Here is a 26,057-nt window from a genome sequence, read left to right as displayed (position 1 = left end):
AGTGTATTCTGTTATACATGGGTTCGTGCATATAGTATACTCAGATACTAGAGATTAAGTTTGAACGTTTGTTTTGAAAGGGGAATTTTAATGTATAAAGGCTTTAATTTTACACATGACTATAAAGCGCTGCCGCGAACTTTCTGGTCTCCTTACGAACCCGAAGAGTCTGAGGCGCCGAAAGTTGTTCTTTTTAATAACCACCTGGCAAGACTGCTTGAACTGGATGAGCATGCACTTGAAGACGATGCTGAGTTTTTCAGCGGCAACCGTCTGCCGGAATCAGCAGAACCGATTGCACAAGCCTACATGGGACATCAGTTCGGAACACTCAACATGCTCGGCGATGGCCGGAACGTTCTCTTAGGTGAGCATAACACAGATAGCGAAAAATACGATGTTGTCTTAAAAGGGTCCGGCGCAACGAAGTATTCTCGTCAGGGTGACGGCCGGGCGCCGATTGATTCGATGCTGCGGGAATATATCATCAGCGAATATATGGCGAATATTGGTATTGCAACAACTCGAGCACTGGCTGTTGTTGATACGGGAGAACAGCTGACACGTCAGATAACGACGCCAAGCGGTATTTTGACACGCATTGCGGCTTCACATATACGGGTCGGTACGTTTGAATATGCTGCACGCCAGTCGAAAGAGGACTTAATAGAACTCGCGGATTTTGCAATCGAACGTCATTATCCGTACCTGTCCGCGCTTGAAGAAGATAAAAAATATCTCTTATTTTACGACCATGTCGTGCGGAAGCAGGCAGAACTGATTGCACAGTGGCAGGCTGTCGGTTTTATTCATGGAGTGATGAACACGGATAACATTTCAATTTCAGGCGAAACGCTTGATTATGGTCCCTGTGCCTTTATGGATGTGTATAATCCGGATACGTTTTTCAGTTCAATTGATACGGGCGGACGCTACCGGTACAAAAATCAGCCGCCGATCGGGCAGTGGGATTTAGGCAAGCTCGGAGAAGCGCTGTGTCCGCTGTTTAAGAGCTCCGAAGAAGAAGCGGTGCAGGCCGCCCAGACAGTGCTCGATAAGTATCCTCAGTATTATAATAGAAAGTATATTTCACTGACGGGCGACAAGCTCGGAATACTGGATTTGGATTATGAAGCGCAGTATGATGTGCAGCTGGTCGATGATCTGCTTCGCTTTATGTTTAAGTATGAAGCGGATTACACACGCACCTTCCGGGACCTTTATCTGACGAATTACGATAAACTGCCGATGTTTAACGATAGTGACTTTATTAACTGGTTTGAACAGTATCAGGCGAGAAAGAAAGCTCAGAGTGCAAAAAAAGAAGAAATTGATATCGCGATGAATGCGGCGAATCCGAGTTTTATTCCCCGGAATCACCTGGTTCAAAAATCATTGGACCTCGCAGTGGAAGGCCATTACGGCGAATTAAAACAGCTGCTGAAAGCTGTATCGAAACCGTTTAACGATAAACTTGGCGGGAAATATACCGATGCCCCGGGGGAAGATGATGCTGACCCGAACTTTAAAACATACTGCGGAACATAAAAATAAATTATTTCGGGGACAGAGAAAAGAAGGCAGAATTTTTTAGAAGAAGTTATTAATCAGTTTGGCTACGCCCCAATTATAATCCTGATTGCAGTGGAAAATATATTTCCGCCGATACCTTCGGAAGTTATCTTAACATTTGGCGGTTTTATGACTGCACCATCTAATATGTCAGTAACCGGTGTGATTGCTGCTTCGACGGCAGGCTCCGTCGGCGGGGCGGTCGTGCTGTATTACATCGGCGGTATCCTCGGGCTTGGACGGATGAAGCGGATAATCTTAAAATACGGCAAATAGCTGCGCCTGACGACAGCGGATGTAGCCAATCGGAGAGAACTGGGAAGATATTGCAGGAGTTATAGATGTGTATTCGAATATTGTTTACGCAATCCTTGTTATTTTAGCTCTAGCATTCTTAGCTAGGCTCTTTTACTTCAGGCCAAAGAAAAAAGTGAAATAAGAAAAGGAGAAATCACCATCAGGTGATTTCTCCTTTTTAGTTTACTGTTTTTCATAGCCGGCGAAGAGGGTGACGACCATGTCGAGCACGGGTGTGTGCAGGTCACCGTCCTCTTTCATGTTAAAGATAAACTGCTGGATGTGTTCAAATTCCGTAGTGCGGTTCGCCATAACGTCGTAATACATACTCGTGCCCATATCACGGGGATAGCTGTAATACATATCCATAGCAGTGTCGGTAAAGTCATCACCAATCTGCACACCGTCACTATTGTATTTGTTTACAACGGTTATCGCTTCTTCGAGCAGCTGGCGGGTCAGCTGAACCATTTTATCATCTTCGAATATTTTTGAGGTATTTTTGCTGAGTGCGGTCACCGAATTAATACCGACATTTATCAGCAGCTTCTCATAGCGTATTTTGTTAAAATCGGAACTTTTCAAGAGTTCGAAATTAACCTGTTGACTAACATTAATCATTGCGATCAGTTCATCGATATAAGTATAGTCCGTTTCAGGCAATATAATCTTTTGATTGACGAAGTGTTCGATGTAATCGTCATGCTGCTGGCCGCTGATGTAAACAACGGACGGAATCCCGCCTTCGAAGACTGAATCGTAGCCCATGCCGTTCAGTGCATAGATAATTTCCGAATCTTTACGGGTGATGTTATCAACTGTATCTTTCAGCATTTCAAGTGCCGGGGTCTTTGTCGCGACAAAGACCACATCAAATCGTTCCGATACTTTATTTACATCGTGAACCTGTATTTCATGATATGTTTTTACCCCGTCTTCTAGGATAGTAAAGCCGTCCCTCGGTGTCCGGGCCATTAATGTAAGCTGTACTTTATCCGCGGGCAGTTTAGAAAATTCGCGGGCGATAATACTGCCGACTGCCCCCGCACCGATAATACCTATTTTCATATATGTCACTCCGTTTTTTGTTTGTATTTGTGGTAAAATAATTATATCTAATTTTAAGAAAGTAGGGAAACTATGAAGTCGACAGCAGATTTAATCAGCATGAAAAACAATGACAGAATAGTGATGGTAACAGCATATGATTACCCTTCTGCAAAACTTGCAGAACAGGCTGATGTGGACGTCATTTTAGTGGGAGATTCACTTGGAATGGTCGTCCTGGGGTACGAATCACCGGTACAGGTGACACTCGCCGATATGATTCACCACGCGAAGGCGGCAAGACGCGGTGCAGCGGATACCTTTATCGTCGTTGATATGCCTTTCGGTACTCATCATACAGATGTAAATGAAGGGATTAAAAACGGCATCAGATTGTATCAGAACAGCGATGCGAATATGATCAAAATGGAAGGCGCCGACTCATTTGATGTTATCCGCGGACTGGTTAAAGCGGGTGTACCTGTCTGCGGGCATTTAGGATTAACACCGCAGCACTTCGGTATTACAGGCTTTAAAATGCAGGCGGGAGACTCGGAGCAGGCTGAACAGCTGCTTAAAGATGCGAAAGCACTTGAAGCGGCCGGCGCATCGATGATGGTGCTGGAAGCAATTCCGATGGACCTTGCCAAAAAGGTAACGGAAACAGTCAGCATTCCGACAATCGGCATCGGGGCAGGCATTCATACCGACGGCCAGGTGCTCGTTTATCACGATCTTCTGCAGTACGGCAGCGACCGTCTGCCGAAATTCGTTAAACCGTATGCGGATATAAATTCAGTTGCTGTTGAGGGGCTCACGAACTACCGGAACGAAGTGAAGAGCAGAATGTTCCCGACAGAGGAAACAACCTATAAGAAACGGGTGTACGAATAAATGCAGCATACCGGAAGTATTAAAGAAGTAAGAAGACTTTTAGACAGAGAGAGCGGTAAAAAAATTGCGCTTGTGCCGACTATGGGCTATCTGCATGAAGGCCATGCAGCGCTGATTGAAGCAGCGAAGCAGCACGCTGACCTTGTGGCAGTCAGTATTTTTGTCAATCCGCTGCAGTTCGGGCCGGAGGAAGATTATGATACTTACCCGCGCGACTTAGAACGTGATTTAAACATCTGCCGGGAGCACGGTGTGGATTTTGTTTTCCACCCGGCAGATGATGAAATGTATCCGGAGGGTATGGAATTCACGCTCGGCATTAAAACGATGGCGGATATACTGGACGGGGTAAAGCGTCCGGGGCACTTCGAAGGTGTAGTCACAGTGGTCAGCAAACTGTTTAATATTATTCGGCCTGATATTGCGGTGTTCGGTGAAAAAGATCGCCAGCAGCTGATGGTTATTGAACGCTATGTCCGGGATTTTAATGTGCCGGTTGAGATTATCGGGGTGCCGACAAAACGTGAAGAGAGCGGCCTTGCGAAAAGTTCCCGCAATGTCAATTTAAGCGGAGAAGAATATAGGGAAGCACCGGAAATATATGCCGCCTTATTAAACGCGGCTGAACAGATTAAAAACGGCACTGTCAATACGGATAAAGTGATGTCGTTTATCAGGCTGCATATTGAACAAAAGACAAGCGGCACTGTCGATGACCTCGCGATTTACACAGCGCGCGGACTGGAGCCGGTTGAAAACATCGATCAGGATGTTATTATATTTATTGCAGTGCAATTTGAAAAAGCAAGATTGATTGATAATTTATACGTCAGCATTTAATGGAGGAGTAATATGGCACGGCGGATCGCAGCGTTATTAATATTATATGCAGCCTTGTTCTTTATCTTACCGGCCATACAATCCTACGATTTCGAGGAAGGTCTGACCGAAGATTATTTTAATTACTGGCTGGAACAGAATATCATTCCGAATTACGATACGTCAAAAATTGAACAGGTTCACGGAACACAGGAGACGAACATCGATTATTCACTCGGTTCCTCGTTCAGGACAGATGAAGAGGCGGTGGTTCATTCCGAATACGAAGGCGACTTTGTTATTATGAACCAGCCGGGAGCCTTTCACATGGTGCTCGTCCGCGACGGCATTGTGACCGGCGGCTACACTAATTCGGGCGATGTGTCATTCGGAAAGATGAGTATTGAAGGAATGAACCGGGATAAGCTGCGCGAAGTATACGGCAAACCGGTCGATTATATCCGTAAACAGTGGAAGCGGCTGAAAGTTGACCATGAAGAATACGATGTCTTCGATGCCGGCAACTGTTATGCATATTTCTTTTACGATATACATGAAAACTATAAAGCGAACGGCATGCTGATTATAAATAAAGATGAAGTGATTGAAATCAATAATCTTTACAATCATCCTGCGAGGGAAGATAACGAGGAAATGCATTTTAATTTAGTGAATGCAACCCGTGCTGAGTATGGTTATTCTGTGCTGGAACGGGATCCTTCTGCAAATCAAGTCGCCTACGGGCACAGCAGTGATATGGCAGAAAATAATTACTTTGATCACGACTCACCCGACGGCCGCACACTTAAAGACAGACTAATAAACGGCTCGGTTGAATTTAGACTGGCAGGGGAAAATATTGCGACCGGCCATACATCTCCCATATTCGCTCATCACAGTTTACTGAACTCTCCGTCACATCGGGTGAATGTACTGAATGATAACTTTAACCATCTCGGTGTCGGCATCGAGTATAACAATGACAATATACCGTATTATACGGAAAACTATATACAGAAATAATATGGTGTGGCGTGCACCCGGATTCGATGAATCCGGGTGTTTTTGTTTGTTAACGGGTTGAGAAAATCACAACGGGATGATTTAATTTTGGGTGATGTAGAAAGTGAAGGCCCCGTGAATTATTCCGTCATACATATGCAAATCATGATACATAGTCATGACCTCAGCTCATGTATACGTAAATCACGATACATAGTCATGACGACAGCTCATGTATACGTAAATCACGATACATAGTCATGACGTCAGCTCACGTATACGCAAATCACGATACATAGTCATGAGGCCAGCTCATGTATACGCAAATCACGATGCATAGTCATGACGACAGCTCATGTATACGCAAATCACGATACATAGTCATGACCTCAGCTCATGTATACGTAAATCACGATACATAGTCATGACGACAGCTCATGTATACGTAAATCACGATACATAGTCATGACGACAGCTCACGTATACGCAAATCACGATACATAGTCATGACTACAGCTCATGTATACGTAAATCACGATACATAGTCATGACTACAGCTCATGTATACGTAAATCACGATACATAGTCATGACGTCAGCTCACGTATACGCAAATCACGATACATATACATGACACACGCTCATGCATACGCAAGCGCCTCCCGCCCAGCACAAAAAACGCCCCGAACAAAGTTCAGGGCGGTCAAAATTAATATTATATTAAACAAATTCTCGGAACAGGCCGACAACTTTACCGAGGACGATAACGTTATCGAGGTAGATTGGTTCCATCGAAGTGTTTTCCGGCTGCAGGCGGTAGTAGCCTTTTTCTTTATAGAAGCGTTTAACAGTTGCTTCGTCGTCTTCTGTCATAGCGACGATAATTTCACCGTTGTGCGCGATGTTCTGTTTGCGCACGATGACCCGGTCGCCGTCGTGTATGCCGGCATCAATCATACTGTCGCCAGCGACATTCAAAAGGAAAATTTCACTGTTATGATTTGCCGTAAAGTGTTCGGGCAGAGGGAAGTACTCTTCGACGTTTTCTACGGCTGTAATAGGCAGACCAGCTGTAACTTTACCGAGCACCGGCACATGAATGACCGGTGAAGCATTGTCATCTGATGCCTGAACGATTTCGATGGCGCGGGGTTTTGTCGGGTCGCGTTTAATATAGCCTTTAGTTTCAAGTTTTGCCAGATGGCCGTGAACCGTTGAACTCGACTGGAGTCCGACGGCATTGCCGATTTCGCGGACACTCGGCGGATAGCCTTTATCATTTACGCTGCGTTTTATATATTGAAAAATATCTTTTTGTCTGTCTGTTAAATCTTTCATAATTTTACCTCCAGCCTTATATTAATTAAATTTTATCATATAGTGTAATCACTTACAAACATTTGTTCGTATTTATATTGACTGCGAACAAGTGTTCTGTTATATTGTTATTACAAACATTTGTTCTTAGGAGTGGATATTAATGACAATGAAAGATTTCAAGACGCTCACGGGATTATTCGTGGTAATGCTAAGCTTCGGGCTTTTATATAGTTTTAATATGGTTGAACCTGATTATGCGGAGAACGTACGTTCTCATGAAAATACTGCATTTTCAGAAAATGAAGATGATGAAACAATCGAACAAGAAGCGAACGGTACAGTATCGGCTTCGTCAATTGATGAACCTGAAGAGGCGGAGGATGAAACAGCTGAAGAAAAACGGCCGGCAAACGGTTTTATCAGCAGCGGGACACTGACGGAACGGGTTAATTATGACGTTTCCAGCAGAAATTAAATAATTAGTGTATATATTATCTATTAAAGTGCGGGACCATTTGGTTTCCGCACCTTTTTTATGGTAAATTATATTGGAAAGGGTGGAGCTCATGTTAGACGATCAAAAATTACAGCGTCTCAACCAGCTGGCAAAGTTAAAGCGTGAAGATAAAATATCTGAAGCGGAACTTAAAGAGCTGACTGGTCTGAGAGAAGAATATTTATCCAACTTTAGAAGTTCTTTTAAGAAACAGATTAAAAACACTAAAGTGATTGATCCGGAAGGTAAAGATGTTACCCCTGACAAAGTTAAGGCATTACGCAGCAAAGATAAAAATAATAATGAAGAGAATTAAAGGAGTCGAAAGTAAATGTCATTTGATAAGACTGACTTATTAGCGGTCAATACAATTCGTTCTTTAAGTATTGATGCAATTGAAAAAGCAAATTCAGGCCACCCGGGTCTGCCGATGGGTGCAGCGCCGATGGCGTATGTACTGTGGCAAAAACATTTAAATTTTAACCCGAAAAATGTCGACTGGTTTAACAGAGACCGTTTCGTGCTGAGCGCAGGCCACGGCTCAATGTTAATTTACAGCCTGCTTCATCTTTCAGGCATTCTTGAAATGGATGACTTAAAGGAATTCAGACAGTACGAATCCAAAACACCGGGACATCCTGAGTTTAAACATACGGACGGCGTAGAAATTACTACAGGTCCGCTTGGACAGGGATTCGCTATGAGTGTCGGTATGGCAATGGCGGAAACACACCTGAATTCTGTATTTAATACAGACGACCGTAAAGTGGTTGACCACTATACTTATGTGCTTGCTTCAGACGGCGACCTGATGGAAGGGATTTCGCACGAAGCGGCATCACTTGCAGGCCACCTCGGACTGAACAAGCTGATTGTACTTTACGATTCAAATGATATTTCACTCGACGGCGATCTTGACAAGAGCTTCTCAGAAGATGTTGCGGGACGTTTTAAAGCTTATAACTGGAACTATCTGCGCGTAGAAGACGGCAACGATTTAGATGCAATCGATAAAGCAATCAACGACGCTAAAGACAGCGATAAACCGACGCTGATCGAAGTGAAAACGGTTATCGGTTTTGGCGCACCGACCAAATCAGGCAAATCGGATGCCCACGGCGCGCCGCTCGGAGATGCTGAACGCCAGGGTGCTTATGAAGCATACGGACTTGATCACCTGAAAACATTCGATGTGGACGAGTCAGTTTATACGCGCTTTAATGAAACATTAACTGCACGCGGGGAAGCTGAAGAAGCTGCGTGGAACAAAGTAGTTGAATCATTTAAAGCTGCGGATGAAGAAAGATACAATGATTTTACAGCTGCGGTTAAACGCGAACTGCCTGAAAACTATGCTTCAAAACTACCTATTTATGAAGCGGGAACGAAAAAAGCAACGCGCGGCAACTCGGGAGATATGATTCAGGAATTATCAAAATCAATTCCGACTTTCTTCGGCGGGGCAGCTGACCTTGCGGGAAGTAACAAAACAAATGTTAAAGAAGCGAGCGACTACTCGAAAGACAATTATGCGGGCCGCAATATATGGTTCGGTGTAAGAGAATTTGCGATGGCAGCCGCAATTAACGGAATGGCTGCACACGGCGGGGTTTATCCTTATGCAGGAACATTCTTTGTCTTCAGTGACTATCTGAAGCCTGCAGTACGCTTAAGCGCACTGATGAAATTACCGGTAACATACGTATTCACTCACGATTCTATCGCAGTCGGCGAAGACGGGCCGACGCATGAGCCGGTTGAACAGCTGGCAGGTCTACGTGCCATTCCAAATCTGAATGTTATCCGTCCGGCAGACGGCAATGAAACGCGCGCAGCCTGGAAAGTTGCACTGGAGTCTGAAGACACACCGACAGCTTTAGTACTGACACGCCAGGATCTCACTGTTTTGGATATCGATAAAGAAAAAGTCGAAGAAGGCGTACGTCGCGGCGGTTACCTCGCTTATGACGGCGGAGACGATGCAATTGTCTTTGCTACAGGAAGTGAAGTCTCACTCGCAGTTGAAACTGCAGAAAAACTGGCAGCAGAAGGCGTAAATATTAAAGTTGCCTCAATTCCAAACGTCCAGGCATTCTTAAAGCAGGATGAAGAATATATTGAATCAGTGCTAAACACTGACATTGAAAACCGAACAGCAGTAGAGATGGCTGCGAGCCTCGGCTGGCACAGATTTGTCGGCATAAAAGGCAAACTGTTAACAATTGATACATTCGGAGCAAGTGCACCGGGCGGGGAAGTCGTTGAACGCTACGGCTTTACTGTAGAAAACCTGGCAAATATTATCCGCAGTAAATAAGCATTGAATTTAGATGTCCGTTAAGGTAAACTAAATAGTGGTTTACACGGAAAAGAGGTGAGCATTTTGGCGACTTGGATATGGATATTGATCGTAATCGTAGCCCTCATTGGTGGTTTCGCATTAGGATTTTGGATCTCTAGAAAATACATGATGGATTACTTGGAGAAAAACCCTCCTATTAATGAAGACATGCTCAGAATTATGATGATGCAGATGGGTCAGAAACCTTCTCAGAAGAAAATTAATCAAATGCTGAGTATGATGAATAAATCATCAGAACAAGCTAAAAAAGACAAAAAGAAGTAAAGACTTATGAAAACACGCATTGTAAAAATGCGTGTTTTTTATATTTATTCAATTTTTAGAAAAATATTGCAATTTTGTTATCTGCATGGATATAATAAATTTATCACGCAAAGGGGGTAAAGTAGAATGAAACACAAAAATTTTTTAATATTTTTTGTAATCGCTTTCTTAACTGTTATGGCGGCTTGTTCGAGTGATGAAAACGTCGAAGAAGAAGCGGCCGGGGGTGACGCAGCAGAAAGTGAAAACACAGGGGATTTAACAATTGGGACGATGGCGGATGTAGTGTCGCTGGACTTGCATGGTTCAAATGATTCAGCTTCAAGTCAGGTAAGAACAAATATTTATGAGAGATTATTAGATCAGGATGTAAATATGGAATTACAGCCGGGGCTCGCTACTGAATACGAGCAAGTTGATGAAACAACATGGAATTTTAAACTCCGTGAAGGTACAACTTTCCACAACGGTGAAGATTTTACTGCAGAAGATGTAGTCGCAACTTTTGACAGAGTTAGGGACGAAGCGTTAGCTTCACCAGTACTTTTTCTTTTTGAAATGATTGAAGAAGTTGAAGTTGTAAATGATTATGAAATTAATATACATACTTCAATACCTTTTGCGCCGCTGGCAAGTCACCTGGCTCACAGTACGGCTGGCATTATGCCTAAGGAACTGATTGACAGTGATTATCAGGCAGCTTTGGATGCAGCAGGTGTTGATATGACACTGGAAGAATACTATGAAGCGCGTGACTCAGGCGGGGAAGAATACGATTCCGTTAAGGAGCATATTTCAGAACACGTGGGTACGGTAATTGGGTCTGAGCCTAATGGAACAAACCATCTGAAATATGTTTCACGGAGTGCGGGAGATACAGTAGAACTGGAGAAATTTGAAGACTTCCAAGGCGGAGACCGCTACTTTGAAAATGTAACATTCAAAGTAATTCCTGAAAGCGGTGCACGTATGGCAGAGCTCGAAACAGGCGGTGTACAAATCGCAACGGATGTTGACTCTTCCAGCATTGACCGTATTGAAAATGGTGCGGATACTGCTTTAACAGTTAAAGATTCAGTTCGTATGTCATATTTAGGATTTAATATGAATAAAGAACCATTCGATGACATCAAGGTGCGTCAGGCAATTTCATATGCCATTGACCGCGAAGAAATTGTAGCAGGTGTTTACGATGACATGGGTATTCCTGCCAAAGGTCCTTTGGCTCCGGGTGTCTGGGGATATTCTGAAGACCTTGAAGGACAGGAATACAATATTGAAAAAGCAAAAGAACTGTTAGCAGAAACTGATATGGCAGACGGATTCGATACAACAATCTGGGTTAACGATGACCAGCAGATTATCGATACAGCTGTCTATATTCAAAATGAACTTGCTGAACTTAACATTAATGTAGAGATTGAGCAGTTCGAGTGGGGTGCGTATTTAGAAACACTTGCGAACGGCAACCATGAAATGTTTATCCTTGGATGGACGACGGTAACAGGTGATGCAGACTATGGTCTCTATGCACTGTTCCACTCTAAACACCAGGGTGCGGCAGGAAACCGTGTGTTCTATGACAACCCCGAAGTCGATGAGTTGTTAGATGCAGGACGCGCCGAAGTTGATGACGAAGCACGTCAGCAGATTTATACTGATATCGAAGAAATTCTAGTTGAAGAATCACCATCATCATATCTGTTCCACGTCCAATTTGCAGTTGGATATAATGAAAGTTCATTAAGTGAAGTTGAAATTGATCCAACAGGAAGAGTACATTTGGATACGGTGAGATTTAAATAATATGGAAATACCTCTTGGCTGCTTTTGTCAGTTAAGAGGTATTTTTATGCAGTAATATCTTAATTTTTTAATTTTTATACTAATATTAATCATAATATTGCAAAATTATATATTTTCTATATAATTCAAATTATCAAAATATTTTGGGGGTTAACAAAAATGGTAAAAATAGGATTTAGGTATCTCCTTTTACTTACTGTAGCATTGGTCTTAGCTGCATGTTCAAGCGATGAAAATGTAGATGAAGCTGCAGAGTGAGAAGGAAGTACAGAAGAAACGTCAGGCGGAACGATTAACATCGGTATGTCTGAAGATATGGTTACAGTTGACCCGCACGGTTCGAATGACTCGGCTAGTGCACAGATCAGACGTAACATTTACGAGTCTTTAATTTTCCAGGATGAAGCGCTCGAATTGACTCCTGGACTTGCGACTGAGTGGGAAGCGACGGAAGATACAGTTTGGAATTTCAAATTGCGTGAAGGAACAACCTTCCACAGCGGGCAGGAGTTTACTGCTGAAGATGTGAAAGCAACAATTGACCGTGTTAATGACCCGGCTGTTGCATCACAGGTTGCATTCCTTTACGAAATGATTGAAGAAGTAGAAGTCGTTGGAGACTACGAGGTGAACTTACATACAGAATATGCCTTTGCTCCATTACCTGCACACCTGTCACATAACGCAGGCGGAATTATGAGTAAGGATTTAATCGATAAAGACTACCAGCCTGCCTTGGACGCGGCCGGCAGTGATGTCAGTTTAGAAGAATACTACGAGCTGCGTGAAGCTGGCGGTGATGAGTTCCAGACTGTAGCTGATGAAATCAGTGAACATATCGGTGCTGTTACCGGTGCTGAAACAGATGGGACGAACCACCTGCAGCTGGCAGACCGTTCGCCGGGAAATTCAGTGACTTTAAGCAGATTTGAAGATTTCCAAAATGGAGAGCGCGAATTTGACGAAGTTATTTTTAGAGTTATACCGGAAACACAGGCACGTTTAGCTGAACTCGATACTGGCGGTATTGATATCGCGAATGAAATAGATACAGCTAGTGCAGAGCGTATTCAAAACGGTGATGCAACTGAATTAATCGAAAGCGAATCAGTACGTATGAACTACTTAGGATTTAATATGGAGAAAGAACCATTTGATGATCCTTTAGTTCGTCAGGCAATTGCCCATGCAGTTGACCGTGATGAAATTATCAGCGGTGTGTATGACGGTTACGGTATAGCAGCTGAAAGTCCGCTAGCTCCGGATGTCTGGGGTTACGATGAAAACCTGGAAAGCATTGAAGTTGATATTGAACGTGCAGAGGAACTTTTAAGTGAATCATCACAGCCAGACGGTTTCACTACAACATTATGGGTGAATGACGATCCTGCTATTGTGGACTCGGCAGTTTATATTCAAAATGCCTTAAGTGAAATCGGGATTACTGTGGAAGTTCAGCAGTCAGAGTGGGGCGCTTTCCTCGATCAGACTGCAAACGGAGAACACGATATGTTTATCCTCGGCTGGACTACAGTAACAGCTGATGCAGATTACGGATTGTACGCACTCTTCCATTCAAATAACTTCGGTGCACCGGGTAACCGTTCATTCTATAAGAATGAAGAAGTCGATGCATTACTGGATGAAGGACGCACAAATCCGGATGAAAACGGACGTCAGGAAGCATACAGTGAAGTACAGCAGCTCCTGATTGACGATTCACCGGCAGTTTATCTAAATCACACGAGCTTCCTGCTCGGAGTGAATAACGGCAGCGTAAGCAATATTGGTCTTGATCCTGTAGGGAATATCAGACTTGAAAATGCCAGCTTCAGCACAGAAGAATAAATTATAAGAGCGCCCGGATGGAATAGAAATTCTGTCCGGGTGTTTTTGTGGCTGCGAAAGGATTAGTGCGCCATTGTGGAAGCGACAATGGCACGGTCAGCAATTTATACTGGGCACATAAAATTACTTACTAGCAAAAAGTAACATGGCGTAGTATAATAAACGGCGATTATTATTTAGAGGAGTTTACTATGAATAAAAGTTTGAAAGAGAAACGTTCAATTCTCGACTGGATTGAAATCACCGGTAATAAATTACCGCATCCGGTCACGATATTTTTAATTTTTACCTTGCTTGTTATTATTATTTCTCATGTTTTATATTTACTGGGAGTTAATGTCAGCTATGTTGGAATAAATCCCGAGTCAGGAGAACGAGAAGAGTTAACAGTTCACGCAGTCAGTCTGCTCACCGGCGACGGCATACGCTATATGTTTACAAGCGTTGTTGAAAACTTTACGTCTTTCGTTGCGCTTGGTCCTGTACTGGTCGCAATGATTGGTGTCGGTGTCGCGGAGAAAAGCGGTTATATCAGTGCACTCATGACAAATGTTGTGACGAAAGCACCGCGTAAATTTGTGACACCGATTGTGGTGTTTATGGGTGTAATGTCAAACGTTGCCGCCAGTGTCGGTTATGTAGTGCTCGTGCCGCTCGGTGCGATTATATTTCTCGGTTTCCGCCGCCATCCGCTGGCGGGTCTCGCAGCAGCTTTCGCCGGTGTCGCAGGAGGATATTCTGCTAACCTTTTAATAGGTACGAATGATCCGCTCCTTTCCGGTATTACAACTGAAGCGGCCGGCATTCTCGATGCGACTTACATCGTGCATGCAACGGATAACTGGTTCTTCATGTTTGTCTCGACCTTCCTTATCGTGATTTTAGGTACTATAATTACCGACAAGATTGTTGAGCCGCGCCTTAAAAAATTCGATTTCGATAATGAAGAAATTAGTGAAAACAAAAGTTTAGACAAACAGGAAAAGCGGGCTCTGAACTGGGCAAATATAGCAGCTGTCCTTACAGTAATTGGGATATTATGCCTTGTCGCTTTCCCGGCTTCACCTTTAAGAGGCGAAGATGGCGGGATTGTCGGTTCGCCGTTTATTTCGAGCATTATATTTATAATGATGCTGATTTTCCTTGTGCCGGGTCTGGTTTACGGTGCAATGAATAAAACGATTAAAAACGATAAAGATGCTGTAAAACTCATGGATTCATCATTAGAAACAATGGCGGGTTTTATCGTGCTGATCTTCTTTGCAGCACAATTCGTTGCTTTGTTTAACTATTCAAACCTTGGTACCATTATTGCTGTTAATGGCGCAGGTCTTCTCGAGAATTTAAATATTGGAAGTCTGCCTGTGCTGATTGTTTTTATCCTGATTACTACACTTATCAACCTGGCGATTGCCGCGGATTCAGCAAAATGGGCAATTATGGCGCCGATATTTGTGCCGATGTTCATGCAGCTCGGTATTGCGCCTGAAGTAACACAGATTGCTTACAGAATCGGGGACTCAACAACAAATATTATTTCACCGCTTATGCCATTCTTCCCGCTCATTGTTGCATTTGCACAGCGCTACGGTAAAGAAAACGGTATAGGAACAGTGATTTCATTAATGCTTCCTTATTCGGTGATTTTCTTAATTACATGGTTAATTATGTTTGTGATTTGGATGATGCTCGGTATTCCGGTCGGTCCAGGAGCGAATCTTTCGTATTAAATAGATTATAGCCGCAGAATTCTCTGCGGTTTTTTCTTTTTGGTGATTTTTTAGCTCATGCGAATTTTGTGATGCAGGGTACACATGAAGTTCTGTCATATCAACCCTAATTATCTGGGATTCACATGAAACCATGTCATGCCAGCCCAGCCCCAATCTTCCATTATCAGACTTAAGATTTATTTCAATTTCCGAAATATATGGTAAAATTCAAAGTGAAATAGAGGTGTAGAAATAAGGGGAGTGTACGGATGCGGGTATTTAAAAATTTGGGGTGGTTTTTTAAGCTCGAAAAGAAGAGTTACATTATAGGATTGTTCATGCTTGTTCTCGTCGCACTGATGGAGCTCGTGCCGCCGCAGGTTATCGGCCGGGTGATCGACAGAATTACAACGGAGACTTTAACATCAAATACGCTTGTGTTATTCGGTGTACTGCTGATTTTTGTGGCGGTTCTCACATACATATTCAGGTTTTTCTGGCGCGTGATGATTTTTGGTGCGTCGAATAGACTGGGGCGGACACTCCGTGAACAGCTGTTTGAAAAGTATTCTAAAATGTCACCGTCATTTTTCGGCAAACGCCGCACGGGGGATTTAATGGCGCATGCGACGAATGATATTAATGCGGTACAAATGACGGCGGGCGCCGGTATTTTAACTATTGCCGACTCGGTAATTACAGGAGGCGCCGTGCTGATTACGATGGCTCTGACTGTCAGCCCGAAGCTGACACTGATTGCCATGATTCCGCTGCCTTTCATGGTTATTTTAACCAGCTGGTACGGTTCAATTTTAAGCAGGCTTTTCCGCGTGGCGCAGGCAGCGTTCAGTTCTTTAAACGATAAAACCCAGGAGTCCGTTGCGGGCATCAAGGTAACCAAAACATTCGGCTATGAGGATGAAGATTTAAAAGATTTCACCAATTTATCGAATGATGTCGTTAAAAAGAACTTAAAAGTGGCAAAGATCGATGCGCTGTTTGATCCGACAATTACGGCAATTATTGCCATCAGTTATTTTCTGTCGATATTTTTCGGTGCACGCATGGTCGTAGCCGATGAAATTTCTCTCGGCCAGCTCGTTACATTTACTACATATCTCGGTATGATGGTCTGGCCGCTTCTTGCTCTCGGCTGGTTCTTTAATTTAGTGGAAAGGGGCAAGGCATCGTACGACCGGATTGAAGAAATTATGAACACGAGAAGCGAAATCAGCACTGAGATTACAACCGGCAGTATTCCCTCCGGTGATATTACCTTTGATGTAGCTGAATTCTCCTTCCCGGGAGAAGATGAAGTGTCGCTCGAGAATATACATTTTACTTTAAAAGAAGGAGAGACACTCGGCATTGTGGGGCGGACAGGTTCAGGGAAAAGTTCTATTATCCGGCTGCTGCTCCGGGAGTTCGATACGGACTCCGGCAATTCTGTCACTATTAACGGTGTGGATATTAAACAGTACGATATTAAAAAACTGCGCGGGCTCTTTGGTTATGTACCCCAGGATAATTTCTTGTTCTCGACGACAATCAGAAATAATATTGCCTTTATCAATCCTGATGCAAGTCTTGAACAAGTGCAGAAGGCTGCGGATTTAAGTTATATTCATCAGGATATTTCCGCCTTTCCTGAAGGCTATGACACGGTGGTCGGTGAACGCGGTGTATCGCTGTCCGGCGGGCAGAAACAGAGAATTTCAATAGCTCGTGCTTTAATGAATAATCCGGAGATTCTTATACTGGATGATTCCCTGTCGGCAGTCGATGCTGAAACGGAAACAGCAATTCTAAGCAATATAGAACAAAATAGAGCCGGTAAAACAAATATTATTACCGCCCACAGAATGAGTGCGGTGAGGAATGCTGATTTAATAATCGTTATGGAAGACGGGCGTATTATCGAGCAGGGCACTCATTCATCTCTGACCAAAGCGCGCGGCTGGTATTATGAAACATTTAAAGCGCAGTCGCTGCGCAGGGATTTAACGAAAGAGCTCGATGAGACGCTGGAAGGAGGAGGTAATCATGACGACTGATGTCATTAACTTAACTTTAAAAGATCAGCTCCGTGTACTCGGAAGGCTGCTTAAGTACACACTGCCGTTTAAAGGAGTCCTCGCGCTCGCCTTCAGCATGCTGATTATTTCTACCGTAATGGGTGTCATGACACCGTATCTGGTCATGATTTTTATCGATAATTATTTAACGCCATCGGTCTTCCCGGAAGAAGATATTATGTGGCTGATTATCGCCTTTATTACAGTGAATGTGCTCGCGGTCGTGACGACCTACTGGCAGATATATCTCTTGCAGCTGCTCGCTTTTAAAGTGATTCAAGAGCTCCGAATCGATGCTTTTAAAAAAATCGGCCATCTTGGGATGACTTATTTCGATAAAGTTCCCTCAGGCAGTGTCGTCTCACGCCTGACCAATGATACGCAGGCGATTGTCGACATGTTTACTTCGGTGCTCGGCACATTTTTAATGGCGATATTTATGGTAATATCGAGCTTTGTGATGATGTTTATCCTGGATGTAAAACTGGCATTTATCGCGCTGATTTTTATGCCGGTAATCGTCTTTATACTGCTCGTTTACCGGAAATACTCAGCGCGTTATTTCTCGCGTGCCCGCGGGCTGTTAAGCGATATGAACGCTAAACTTGCAGAATCGATTGAAGGTATGAAAATTATCCAGGTCTTCAATCAGGAGAAAAGACTGCAGCGTGAGTTTGAAACGATTAATGAAGAACATTATCAGTATAATCTCCGCACGATAAAACTCGACGGCTTGTTGCTGAGACCCGCAATTGATATGATTTATATCCTGTCTATAGTCGTGATTTTAAGCTACTTCGGATTCTTAAGTTTTGAAACAAGTGTTACTGCAGGAGTTATCTTTGCCTTTATTCAGTATATGGAACGGTTTTTTGAACCGATAAACCAGGTCAGCCAGAACCTGAATATTTTCCAGCAGGCGCTCGTTGCAGCAAGCAGAGTATTTACGCTGCTTGATGACAGTCGCCATGAACCGGTGCAGCAGACAAAAGACCAGCATGAAATTACAGAAGGCCGGGTGGAGTTTAAAAACGTTACATTCAGCTACGACGGTGAGGTTGATGTATTGAAGAATATCAGCTTTGAAGTGCCGCCGGGGACAACGACGGCACTCGTCGGTCATACAGGTTCAGGCAAGAGTTCCATTATCAATCTGATGCTGCGGTTTTATGAGTATGAGCACGGTGATATTTTAATCGACGGCTATTCTATTAAAAAACTGCCGAAAGAAGAAATGAAGAAAAATATCGGACTCGTGCTCCAGGATCCTTTTATCTTTTACGGTACGGTCACTTCGAATATTAAGCTGTATCACAGCACGATGACTTTTGAGATGGTACAGGAGGCAGCAAGATTCGTCGGCGCGGATTCATTCATTAATAAGCTGCCGCACGGCTATGAACAAAAAGTAGTCGAAAAAGGTGCGGACTTCTCGAGCGGGGAACGCCAGCTGCTCGCTTTTGCAAGAACGATGGCATCAAACCCTAAAATCCTGATACTCGATGAAGCAACCGCAAACATCGATTCATCGACGGAAGAGAAAATCCAGGCCTCATTACAGAAAATGAGAAGCGGCAGGACGACGCTCGCCATTGCACACCGTCTGTCGACAATACAGGATGCTGATGAGATACTCGTCCTTAATAAAGGAGAGATTGTGGAGCGGGGAACACACGACGAATTGGTACAAATAAAGGGAATTTACTATAAAATGTACCGATTGCAAAATAGTGAACAATAATTTGTCATATTTAAACAGATTAATATATTCATTGCCCCCGTGAGATTTGATATACTAAATCTGAATGGGGGTATTTTCATGGGATCAGAAGTAACATTTCTCCTCGCCTTCGGAGCAGGTGTGCTGAGTTTTGTGTCCCCTTGTGTACTGCCGGTTTTCCCTGCATTCGTATCGTATATTACCGGAATGAGCTACAACGAGGTTGAAAAACAGAATTTTAATGGCCGCGCCATTTTACATACCTTGTTTTTCTTAATAGGATTTAGCATTATATATATTGCTCTCGGCTTTGGAACGGCATTTTTCGGAGGGTTCCTGATAGAATACAGTAACTTAATCCGTCAGATTGGTGCAATCTTAATCGTTATTTTTGGACTCGTTATTACAGGTGTCCTGAAATTTGATTTTCTGATGAAAAACCATAAAATAGAGTTTAAAAACAGACCATCCGGCTTCTTCGGTTCAATCTTAATCGGTATGGCATTCGCAGCCGGCTGGACGCCGTGCAACGGACCGATTATCGGTGCGATATTTGCAATGAGTGCATCAGAACCAAGCAATGCTTTAATGCTGATGGTGGTATATTGTATCGGATTTGGTGTTCCGTTCTTCGTCCTCAGTTTCTTCGTGTCGAAGACGCGCTGGATGCTGAAATATTCAAACGTAATTATGAAAACCGGCGGAGTAATCATGATACTGATGGGAATATTATTATACTTTGACGGCTTAACGCAGATCATTATTTGGCTGCAGCCGCTCTTCGGAGATTTCCAGGGGTTCTAATATGATAGAATTTCTTGAATCAATCGAAGAACTGCTCTTCCTGCTTGCATCAATCGGCGCAGTAATAATGGGGATTATCGTCATTTTTGTCCGCAAACATGCGAGTAAGACCCCGCTGACATTAAAGAAAATAATTATCCCGCCGGTGATGATGTCAACGGGAGCACTGATGTATATATTCCCGTACTTCAGATTATCCTTTACACACATTGCCGAAACGGTACTGATTGGTGCTGTATTCTCGGTAGTGCTGATTATAACTACGAAATACGAAGTTAAAAATTCCGAGTTGTACGTCAGACAGACAAAAGCTTTCCCTATAATTTTAATGGGACTGCTGCTTGCGAGAATTGCGCTTAAGTATATATTCTCACTGACCACAACACCGGGCGAAATCGGCGGCATGTTTTTCCTGCTCGCCTTCGTCATGATTGGAATCTGGCGTTTATCAATGCTTATCAAACATAATGAATTTAAAAAACAGCAAGCCGCGGTGTGATGGCTTGCTGTTTTTTGTTAGGGGGCGGAGTGGCTCTTGTCCGGTCATTGTCACATCCACAGTGGCGCGCTGGCTGTAAAACTGCCAAAAACACCATCAATAATCTCCCGGACCAATAAAAAAACAGCAAACCGTCTTAAGACGGTCTGCCGCTTACTTTTTCTGTCTGTTCAAAGATGGAGAATTTCTGTTTCTCATCGTCTGCCAATTCGAATAGTTCCAAATATGGTGTGTAATCTATCTCAAGCTGCTTTAATTTTTTCTTCATGAACTTATGGTCTTTCTTTGGTGTCGCAATAATGTAGCCTTTCATTATCTGATCGAGTTCAATCGTTTTAACACCTTCATCGAGCGCAATCTTCGAAATTCTGCCGGCAATTCTTTCTTTGGCCACATCTCTGAATAATTCCGGAACGGGGCTGACCAGTTCGTTTAAGAGCGTACGTGCATCAGTATTCCAGAGCGGCAGTGCTTTGTCTATGTAGTAATCCTGCCAGTCGAGTTCTGAATAACCATCGCCTTTAGGCATGCGCCGCAAAAACTTTCTGAACATAAAAAATCCGCCGATTGTCATCGCTCCAAGCATGATGAACGTCCATATCGCAATCAAAATCATAAATATATCAAATGACACTGTAATCACCTCTACTTAACTCATATTATACATATTTTGAAACTTGTTTGTCCATTTAATAATTTGTGACGATATATAGGGTGAGAGGAGGTGAGGACATGATAAAAGGATTAAGTGCCAAGTTTTACTTCTTTGTGATGAATGAGGAAGGCAAGGAGATTACAAAATCGCGTACGCTTAACCGTCTGGCAAGCGATGCCAGTGATGCAGGTGTAAACGCCCTGGCGTCTATTTACGAAAATCTGACAGGAGAACAGTATTCTATCGTTGAGAAAGTGGTCACTCACATCGTCGATTAAGTTCAGCTCTCACCACTAATAGAAAGGAGGAATAGTCATGGATGAAAAATTAGTAATGGTTTTTACTACTAATCAGGACAAAAGATTTACTCTGACTGTCAACAACCCGAAAGCAGGTATTACATCTCAGGAAGTCGAAGCGGAAGCAGCGCGTCTGATCGCGGAAAACATTCTGCGTCCGTCACAGGGAATTCCGGTTTCTCTGTACTCTGCGAAAGTCGTAAATACAGCAACGACAGTGCTTAAGTAAGATGGACTGGATACCCTTTGTGAGCGATGTTGGATTTCCGGCTGTAATCACATTTTTCCTGCTGCACCGCATGGAAACTAAGTTAGATGATTTAATCATTACAATCCAGCAGCTCAAATAAGAACTGACTCTCCCGGACTTTGACCGGTGAGAGTCTTTTGTGTTTAAGAAATATGATAAAATCAATGTAACGACTTTAAGAGGTGACTTTAATGCGGATTTTACATACAGGCGACTGGCATATCGGCCGTAAAATGAACGGTCTCGATCTGATAGAAGATCAGTCCTACATATTAGAACAGTTAATGCATGAGATAGAAAACAGCGACATTGATCTTGTCGTCGTTGCAGGCGATATATTTGACCGCGCGAACCCTTCGCGTCAGGCGCTGAAACTGGCGAATGATACACTGTACCGTATCAACATTACACTTGGAAAACCGCTCCTTGTCATCAGCGGTAATCACGACAGCCGTGAACGGCTGAATTACGGCAGCGAATGGTTTAAGGCGACGGATTTTCATATTAATACATCACTTGATCAGGCGCACATTCCTGTAACAATCGGCGATACCGACTTTTATCTGCTGCCGCATATCGAAGTACTTGAGGCGCGGAATTATTTTAAGGATGAGGACATTGTTTCTCACCAGCATGCCTACGATAAAATACTTGAAAAAATTTACGGGCAGCTGGACCAGGAAAAAACAAACATACTTGTCGGGCATCTGTACTTATCGGACAGTGTTGCCAGTGATTCCGAACGTCCGCTGTCAATGGGGCTGAGTGAAGCGGTCAGCGAAGAAACATTCAGCGCGTTCGATTATGCACTGTTCGGTCATCTGCATCATCCTTTTGCGGTAGACAGCGAAAAATCATTTTACAGCGGATCTTTATTAAAATATTCATTTTCCGAACACAAGCAGCCGAAAGGATGCAGAATTATTGATACTGACAAAGAAAAAGTATCTTTTATTCCGCTGGAACCCCGGCATGATGTCGTTGTCTATACAGGAGACTATGAGGAAGTTGCGAACGGGAACGTCTCCTTTAAAGATAACAATGCGTATTTTAAGTTTGAATTATCGAATATGAGCTATGTAACGGAACCGATGAGCAAAATTAAAATGCTTTATCCGAATACACTCGAATTAAAACCGTTAATCGAAGACCGGTCAAAAGAACTTCAGACTGTTGATATGGCGACGACGAGCGATGAAGAAATATATCAGTCGTTTATCGAAACGACTCTCGACAGAGCTGTAACAGCTTTTGATAAAACGATGTTTAAGTCATATTTTGCAGGTGAACATAATGAAACTGATTAACTTAAAAGTAGAATATTTCGGGCCGTTTGAATCAGAAGAAATTAATTTCCGCAGTCTGAACAATAAATTGTTTTTAATCAGCGGGCGGACAGGCTCCGGTAAAACGATGATCTTTGATGCGATTGTATACGCCTTGTACGGCAGTGCATCGACAGCCGGCCGGGATGAAGAGTCCCTCCGCAGCCAATTTGCGCCCATCGATAAACAGGCAGAGGTGAGACTTACCTTCGATGTGCGAGGTAAAGAATATACAGTGGAACGGACGCTTAAATATCATAAACCGGGTAATAAGAGTGCGACTCCGCCAAAAGCGGTGCTGTACGACGGAGAAGGGAATATTCTTGCTGGTAAGTTGAATGAAGTGAGAGACGCAGTAGAGGAAATAGTGAAACTGAACCGGGCGCAGTTCAGAAAAATTTTAATACTGCCGCAGGGAGAATTTAAAGAGCTGCTCGTGTCATCGAGTACAGACAAACAGGAAATTCTGCGCACGCTGTTCCAGACAGGACGTTTTTTAAACTTTGAACTGAATTTAAAAGATAAACTGAAAGAACAGTCTGCTGAAGCGGCGAAGCTCGATATGAGAATTAACGAATGTGTTAAACACATCCATACTGACGACATTGATATTACAAAGCAGGAGGAATTTCCGAATTACAATATAGCTTTGGAATATGCAGACGGGGTTATCTTCAGTTATAAGAAAAAACTTGAGACACTGGCTGAAGAAGGCAAGAAGTTTAAAAGTGAGCTTGATCAAAAGCAGCAAGCTTTACTTAAAAAAGAAAAACACAATGAACAAATCAATCAGCTGAACGAATTAAAAAAGTCTAAGGAATCTTTAAAAGAACAGGCGAAGTCAATCGATGCCTGGCGCGCTGAAATCGCTGACTTTGAATCGGTATCGTCAATTAGATACGAACTGCTGCGACACCAGGAACTTAAAACGGCAGGCCGGAAAATTAAAGAAAGCCTGGCTGCGGAAACAAAACAGGAAACGCATCTGACAGAGAAACTGAATAACAGTGCAGCCCAGCTTGAAGAGACAAAAGAAAATATACCCGATATGAATAAAAGGCAGCAGCAGTATTATAAGCGTGAATCCTTTTTATCATCTTCATATGAAACGCTCGGGGATGAAATCGCATCGCTGACGGCAGAATCAGAGCAGAAAGAAGCAGATCTTAAAAAACTTTCAGCTTATATTGAAGATATTAAAAAGAAACTTGGAAAGCTGACAGCAACATACAAAAAAGCTTCAGAACTGCAAGAACAGCACAGTGAACTCCGAAATAAAAGCAGACAACTTGAAAATGAGGTGCAGGAAGCTCATAGCGATCGAAAACTCATTGACGAACGCATACAGATAAAGAAAAATATCGAAGAAAATAATGGAGATATCAGCCAGCTGAAGAAAGACTTAAGCGTATTTAACACCCGTCTTTTAGACTATGACGAAGAAACAGCCCAGACACTCAATCATCTTATTAATCATCTTGAGCTCGGCGAAGCATGTCCAGTCTGCGAACAGACTGTGCTTGAACTGCCGGAATCAGGCGGGTTTTCAAAAGAGGACCGCCGGGAGCTTAATACTTTAACGGAAAAAATCACTGACTATGAAGAAATTAATCAAAAGCACGTTATGCGAATTGATGTAATCGATGAAATATTAAAAGATAAAGAACAAAAAGATGAGGATATGCTTGAAGTGCAACTGAAATCTGCAGAAGAAGAGACAGAAAAAACGGCAAAAATGCTGGCTGAGACAAATAGTGAACTTGAACAAAAAGAACAGCTTAATAACGAACTGGCTCGTGAAAATGAAAATATGCATGACTTGATGATGAGGAGCCAGGAAGTGAAAAACGCAGTCAATCAGCTGACAGCAAAACTGCAGGAATTTAAAGAAGTGACCGGTTATAAGGACTTCAGCGCTTTTAAAGCTCATATGAACAAGGAAAACGAAGATATAAAAGAGTTTCAGGAAAATCTGAATCAGCTGAAAGAAACTGTTAATGATTTAACTAAACAGCGTGATTTAACCGCTCAAAAAGTAAAATCTCTGGAAGCTGATGCTGACAAGACCGCTCTGTCAGAAGCCAAGTTTAACAGTAAAATTGAAAAATTTATGACTCAGCATGGCTATACGGATACAGAGACACTGCACCGCATTATTAACGATGAGTCTATTGACGAGAAAAAAGAAAAAGTAAAAACTTTTGATGATGAAAATTTATCACTTAACAAGAGTCTGGAAGAATTAAAGAAAACATTGGAATCTACAGAAAAAGTCAGTACTGAGGAAGATATTAAGGCCATAAATGAAGCTGAAAAGGCACTCGAGTCCGCGCGAGAATATTATGCTGCGGTCAATGAAAGAAAAAATCAGAACATCAATTCAAAAGAGTATCTGGCAGAGCTAATCAGCACTTTCAATGCATCCTATGAAGAATTCAGCCAGCTGAATGAACTGGTTGAAGCGGTGCAGGGCAAAAAGGGGCAAAAGGTTTCGCTTGAGCGGTATGTGCTCACGTATTATCTGGAGCGTATTTTGGAACTTGCTAATGTGAGACTGACTGCGATGACGAATCACCGGTATAAACTGCAGCGGAGCATGAAAAAAGTGAACCGTTACAGCGGCCTGGATATAGAAGTTTTTGATTACTACAATAACCAGGCGCGCAATATTAATTCACTGTCCGGCGGAGAAACTTTCCAGGCTTCACTCGTGCTGGCACTCGCTTTAAATGAAATGCTGCAGCAGGAATCCGGCGGAATTACACTGGATACCATGCTGATCGATGAAGGATTCGGCACGCTCGACCACGAAACACTGGAAGTTGCGATATCTACTTTGATTGATCTGCAGACAACAGGAAAAACAATCGGCATCATCTCTCACGTCGAAGAATTAAAAGAACGTATGGAGCACATCTTATATGTGAAACCGGATAATGAGCGGAGTACGACGAAAATTGTGACCCTTTAGACAATGATTAGTCATAGAAAG

At 42.9% G+C, this 26,057-nt stretch carries 24 protein-coding genes; 21 read left to right on the top strand and 3 right to left on the bottom strand.

Annotated elements, in window-relative coordinates:
- Positions 1–90: 90 nt before the first annotated feature.
- Positions 91–1,548, top strand: a complete 1,458-nt coding sequence (locus DFR63_RS04365; protein WP_115884540.1) for a protein adenylyltransferase SelO — start codon at positions 91–93, stop codon at positions 1,546–1,548.
- Between the two features lie 96 nt (positions 1,549–1,644).
- Positions 1,645–1,848, top strand: coding sequence for a DedA family protein (locus DFR63_RS12025; protein WP_342767899.1), 204 nt, complete (start codon positions 1,645–1,647; stop codon positions 1,846–1,848).
- A 204-nt stretch (positions 1,849–2,052) separates the two neighbouring features.
- On the opposite strand, the gene DFR63_RS04355 is transcribed toward DFR63_RS12025, so the two are convergent.
- Entirely contained in the window at positions 2,053–2,937 is an 885-nt protein-coding gene (locus DFR63_RS04355) for a ketopantoate reductase C-terminal domain-containing protein (RefSeq protein ID WP_115884538.1), read from the bottom strand.
- 72 nt (positions 2,938–3,009) lie between these two features.
- Between DFR63_RS04355 and panB the strand changes: the two genes are divergently transcribed.
- Genes panB through DFR63_RS04340 form a run of 3 tightly spaced genes read left to right on the top strand, consistent with a single transcriptional unit; the run spans position 3,010 to position 5,652 of the window.
- A complete protein-coding gene (gene panB / locus DFR63_RS04350) occupies positions 3,010–3,810 on the top strand; it encodes a 3-methyl-2-oxobutanoate hydroxymethyltransferase (protein WP_115884535.1) in 801 nt (266 codons plus the stop codon).
- The gene (gene panC / locus DFR63_RS04345) at positions 3,811–4,650 is read left to right on the top strand and encodes a pantoate--beta-alanine ligase (RefSeq protein ID WP_115884533.1); all 840 of its coding nucleotides are present in this window, start codon (positions 3,811–3,813) and stop codon (positions 4,648–4,650) included.
- 12 nt (positions 4,651–4,662) lie between these two features.
- Positions 4,663–5,652, top strand: a complete 990-nt coding sequence (locus DFR63_RS04340) for a CAP domain-containing protein (RefSeq protein WP_115884530.1) — start codon at positions 4,663–4,665, stop codon at positions 5,650–5,652.
- Between the two features lie 698 nt (positions 5,653–6,350).
- Here DFR63_RS04340 and lexA read toward each other — a convergent pair.
- On the bottom strand, positions 6,351–6,968 hold the full coding sequence (lexA, locus tag DFR63_RS04335; protein ID WP_115884528.1) for a transcriptional repressor LexA: 618 nt from the start codon (positions 6,966–6,968) through the stop codon (positions 6,351–6,353).
- 142 nt (positions 6,969–7,110) lie between these two features.
- Between lexA and DFR63_RS04330 the strand changes: the two genes are divergently transcribed.
- From DFR63_RS04330 to DFR63_RS04280, 11 genes are all read left to right on the top strand, one after another.
- Positions 7,111–7,425, top strand: a complete 315-nt coding sequence (locus tag DFR63_RS04330) for a hypothetical protein (RefSeq protein ID WP_115884525.1) — start codon at positions 7,111–7,113, stop codon at positions 7,423–7,425.
- A gap of 91 nt (positions 7,426–7,516) precedes the next feature.
- Positions 7,517–7,762 (top strand): DUF896 domain-containing protein, encoded by a 246-nt coding sequence (locus tag DFR63_RS04325; protein ID WP_115884523.1) that lies wholly within the window; start codon positions 7,517–7,519, stop codon positions 7,760–7,762.
- 15 nt (positions 7,763–7,777) lie between these two features.
- Positions 7,778–9,763 (top strand): transketolase, encoded by a 1,986-nt coding sequence (gene tkt / locus DFR63_RS04320; RefSeq protein WP_115884520.1) that lies wholly within the window; start codon positions 7,778–7,780, stop codon positions 9,761–9,763.
- Positions 9,764–9,829: 66 nt separating this feature from the next.
- Entirely contained in the window at positions 9,830–10,072 is a 243-nt protein-coding gene (locus DFR63_RS04315) for a YneF family protein (RefSeq protein WP_092599180.1), read from the top strand.
- A gap of 126 nt (positions 10,073–10,198) precedes the next feature.
- Entirely contained in the window at positions 10,199–11,878 is a 1,680-nt protein-coding gene (locus DFR63_RS04310; RefSeq protein ID WP_115884517.1) for a glutathione ABC transporter substrate-binding protein, read from the top strand.
- 303 nt (positions 11,879–12,181) lie between these two features.
- Positions 12,182–13,726: a glutathione ABC transporter substrate-binding protein gene (locus DFR63_RS04305; RefSeq protein WP_245954124.1), complete on the top strand. Its 1,545-nt coding sequence runs from the start codon at positions 12,182–12,184 to the stop codon at positions 13,724–13,726.
- A gap of 191 nt (positions 13,727–13,917) precedes the next feature.
- A complete protein-coding gene (locus tag DFR63_RS04300) occupies positions 13,918–15,456 on the top strand; it encodes an AbgT family transporter (protein WP_115884514.1) in 1,539 nt (512 codons plus the stop codon).
- 251 nt (positions 15,457–15,707) lie between these two features.
- Positions 15,708–17,492 carry an ABC transporter ATP-binding protein gene (locus tag DFR63_RS04295; RefSeq protein ID WP_115884511.1) on the top strand — a complete coding sequence of 595 codons (1,785 nt, stop codon included), beginning with the start codon at positions 15,708–15,710 and terminating at the stop codon, positions 17,490–17,492.
- Positions 17,482–19,254, top strand: coding sequence for an ABC transporter ATP-binding protein (locus DFR63_RS04290; protein WP_115884508.1), 1,773 nt, complete (start codon positions 17,482–17,484; stop codon positions 19,252–19,254). Before DFR63_RS04295 ends, DFR63_RS04290 begins: the two co-directional genes overlap by 11 nt.
- A gap of 78 nt (positions 19,255–19,332) precedes the next feature.
- On the top strand, positions 19,333–20,037 hold the full coding sequence (locus DFR63_RS04285) for a cytochrome c biogenesis CcdA family protein (RefSeq protein WP_115884506.1): 705 nt from the start codon (positions 19,333–19,335) through the stop codon (positions 20,035–20,037).
- Position 20,038: 1 nt separating this feature from the next.
- Positions 20,039–20,536, top strand: a complete 498-nt coding sequence (locus DFR63_RS04280) for a CcdC family protein (protein WP_415708149.1) — start codon at positions 20,039–20,041, stop codon at positions 20,534–20,536.
- Positions 20,537–20,672: 136 nt separating this feature from the next.
- On the opposite strand, the gene DFR63_RS04275 is transcribed toward DFR63_RS04280, so the two are convergent.
- Positions 20,673–21,152 (bottom strand): DUF2621 family protein, encoded by a 480-nt coding sequence (locus DFR63_RS04275; RefSeq protein ID WP_115884769.1) that lies wholly within the window; start codon positions 21,150–21,152, stop codon positions 20,673–20,675.
- 116 nt (positions 21,153–21,268) lie between these two features.
- Between DFR63_RS04275 and DFR63_RS04270 the strand changes: the two genes are divergently transcribed.
- The 5 genes from DFR63_RS04270 to DFR63_RS04250 all read left to right on the top strand — a co-directional run bounded on the left by DFR63_RS04270 (position 21,269) and on the right by DFR63_RS04250 (position 26,036).
- On the top strand, positions 21,269–21,469 hold the full coding sequence (locus tag DFR63_RS04270) for a DUF1659 domain-containing protein (protein WP_115884503.1): 201 nt from the start codon (positions 21,269–21,271) through the stop codon (positions 21,467–21,469).
- Positions 21,470–21,506: 37 nt separating this feature from the next.
- The gene (locus tag DFR63_RS04265) at positions 21,507–21,719 is read left to right on the top strand and encodes a DUF2922 domain-containing protein (RefSeq protein ID WP_115884500.1); all 213 of its coding nucleotides are present in this window, start codon (positions 21,507–21,509) and stop codon (positions 21,717–21,719) included.
- 1 nt (position 21,720) lies between these two features.
- The gene (locus DFR63_RS04260) at positions 21,721–21,840 is read left to right on the top strand and encodes a YvrJ family protein (RefSeq protein WP_074431610.1); all 120 of its coding nucleotides are present in this window, start codon (positions 21,721–21,723) and stop codon (positions 21,838–21,840) included.
- A 91-nt stretch (positions 21,841–21,931) separates the two neighbouring features.
- Positions 21,932–23,047 carry an exonuclease SbcCD subunit D gene (locus tag DFR63_RS04255; protein WP_115884498.1) on the top strand — a complete coding sequence of 372 codons (1,116 nt, stop codon included), beginning with the start codon at positions 21,932–21,934 and terminating at the stop codon, positions 23,045–23,047.
- A complete protein-coding gene (locus tag DFR63_RS04250; RefSeq protein ID WP_115884495.1) occupies positions 23,034–26,036 on the top strand; it encodes an AAA family ATPase in 3,003 nt (1,000 codons plus the stop codon). Before DFR63_RS04255 ends, DFR63_RS04250 begins: the two co-directional genes overlap by 14 nt.
- Positions 26,037–26,057 lie beyond the last annotated feature (21 nt).

It is taken from the genome of Jeotgalicoccus halotolerans, assembly GCF_003387165.1.
Taxonomy (GTDB): Bacteria; Bacillota; Bacilli; order Staphylococcales; family Salinicoccaceae; genus Jeotgalicoccus; species Jeotgalicoccus halotolerans.
This window is presented reverse-complemented; position numbering and strand designations above follow the sequence as displayed.

Excerpts from the sequence above, each read along its gene's own strand:
- DFR63_RS04280 (WP_415708149.1), top strand. The coding sequence starts at position 20,039 with ATGATAGAATTTCTTGAATCAATCGAAGAACTGCTCTTCCTGCTTGCA.
- DFR63_RS04300 (WP_115884514.1), top strand. The coding sequence starts at position 13,918 with ATGAATAAAAGTTTGAAAGAGAAACGTTCAATTCTCGACTGGATTGAA.
- DFR63_RS04270 (WP_115884503.1), top strand. The coding sequence starts at position 21,269 with ATGATAAAAGGATTAAGTGCCAAGTTTTACTTCTTTGTGATGAATGAG.
- tkt (WP_115884520.1), top strand. The coding sequence starts at position 7,778 with ATGTCATTTGATAAGACTGACTTATTAGCGGTCAATACAATTCGTTCT.
- DFR63_RS04325 (WP_115884523.1), top strand. The coding sequence starts at position 7,517 with ATGTTAGACGATCAAAAATTACAGCGTCTCAACCAGCTGGCAAAGTTA.
- lexA (WP_115884528.1), bottom strand. The coding sequence starts at position 6,968 with ATGAAAGATTTAACAGACAGACAAAAAGATATTTTTCAATATATAAAA.
- DFR63_RS04260 (WP_074431610.1), top strand. The coding sequence starts at position 21,721 with ATGGACTGGATACCCTTTGTGAGCGATGTTGGATTTCCGGCTGTAATC.
- panB (WP_115884535.1), top strand. The coding sequence starts at position 3,010 with ATGAAGTCGACAGCAGATTTAATCAGCATGAAAAACAATGACAGAATA.
- DFR63_RS04355 (WP_115884538.1), bottom strand. The coding sequence starts at position 2,937 with ATGAAAATAGGTATTATCGGTGCGGGGGCAGTCGGCAGTATTATCGCC.
- DFR63_RS04305 (WP_245954124.1), top strand. The coding sequence starts at position 12,182 with ATGTCTGAAGATATGGTTACAGTTGACCCGCACGGTTCGAATGACTCG.
- DFR63_RS04340 (WP_115884530.1), top strand. The coding sequence starts at position 4,663 with ATGGCACGGCGGATCGCAGCGTTATTAATATTATATGCAGCCTTGTTC.
- DFR63_RS04330 (WP_115884525.1), top strand. The coding sequence starts at position 7,111 with ATGACAATGAAAGATTTCAAGACGCTCACGGGATTATTCGTGGTAATG.
- DFR63_RS04250 (WP_115884495.1), top strand. The coding sequence starts at position 23,034 with ATGAAACTGATTAACTTAAAAGTAGAATATTTCGGGCCGTTTGAATCA.
- panC (WP_115884533.1), top strand. The coding sequence starts at position 3,811 with ATGCAGCATACCGGAAGTATTAAAGAAGTAAGAAGACTTTTAGACAGA.
- DFR63_RS04290 (WP_115884508.1), top strand. The coding sequence starts at position 17,482 with ATGACGACTGATGTCATTAACTTAACTTTAAAAGATCAGCTCCGTGTA.
- DFR63_RS04265 (WP_115884500.1), top strand. The coding sequence starts at position 21,507 with ATGGATGAAAAATTAGTAATGGTTTTTACTACTAATCAGGACAAAAGA.
- DFR63_RS04285 (WP_115884506.1), top strand. The coding sequence starts at position 19,333 with ATGGGATCAGAAGTAACATTTCTCCTCGCCTTCGGAGCAGGTGTGCTG.
- DFR63_RS04295 (WP_115884511.1), top strand. The coding sequence starts at position 15,708 with ATGCGGGTATTTAAAAATTTGGGGTGGTTTTTTAAGCTCGAAAAGAAG.
- DFR63_RS04365 (WP_115884540.1), top strand. The coding sequence starts at position 91 with ATGTATAAAGGCTTTAATTTTACACATGACTATAAAGCGCTGCCGCGA.
- DFR63_RS04255 (WP_115884498.1), top strand. The coding sequence starts at position 21,932 with ATGCGGATTTTACATACAGGCGACTGGCATATCGGCCGTAAAATGAAC.
- DFR63_RS04310 (WP_115884517.1), top strand. The coding sequence starts at position 10,199 with ATGAAACACAAAAATTTTTTAATATTTTTTGTAATCGCTTTCTTAACT.
- DFR63_RS04275 (WP_115884769.1), bottom strand. The coding sequence starts at position 21,152 with ATGATTTTGATTGCGATATGGACGTTCATCATGCTTGGAGCGATGACA.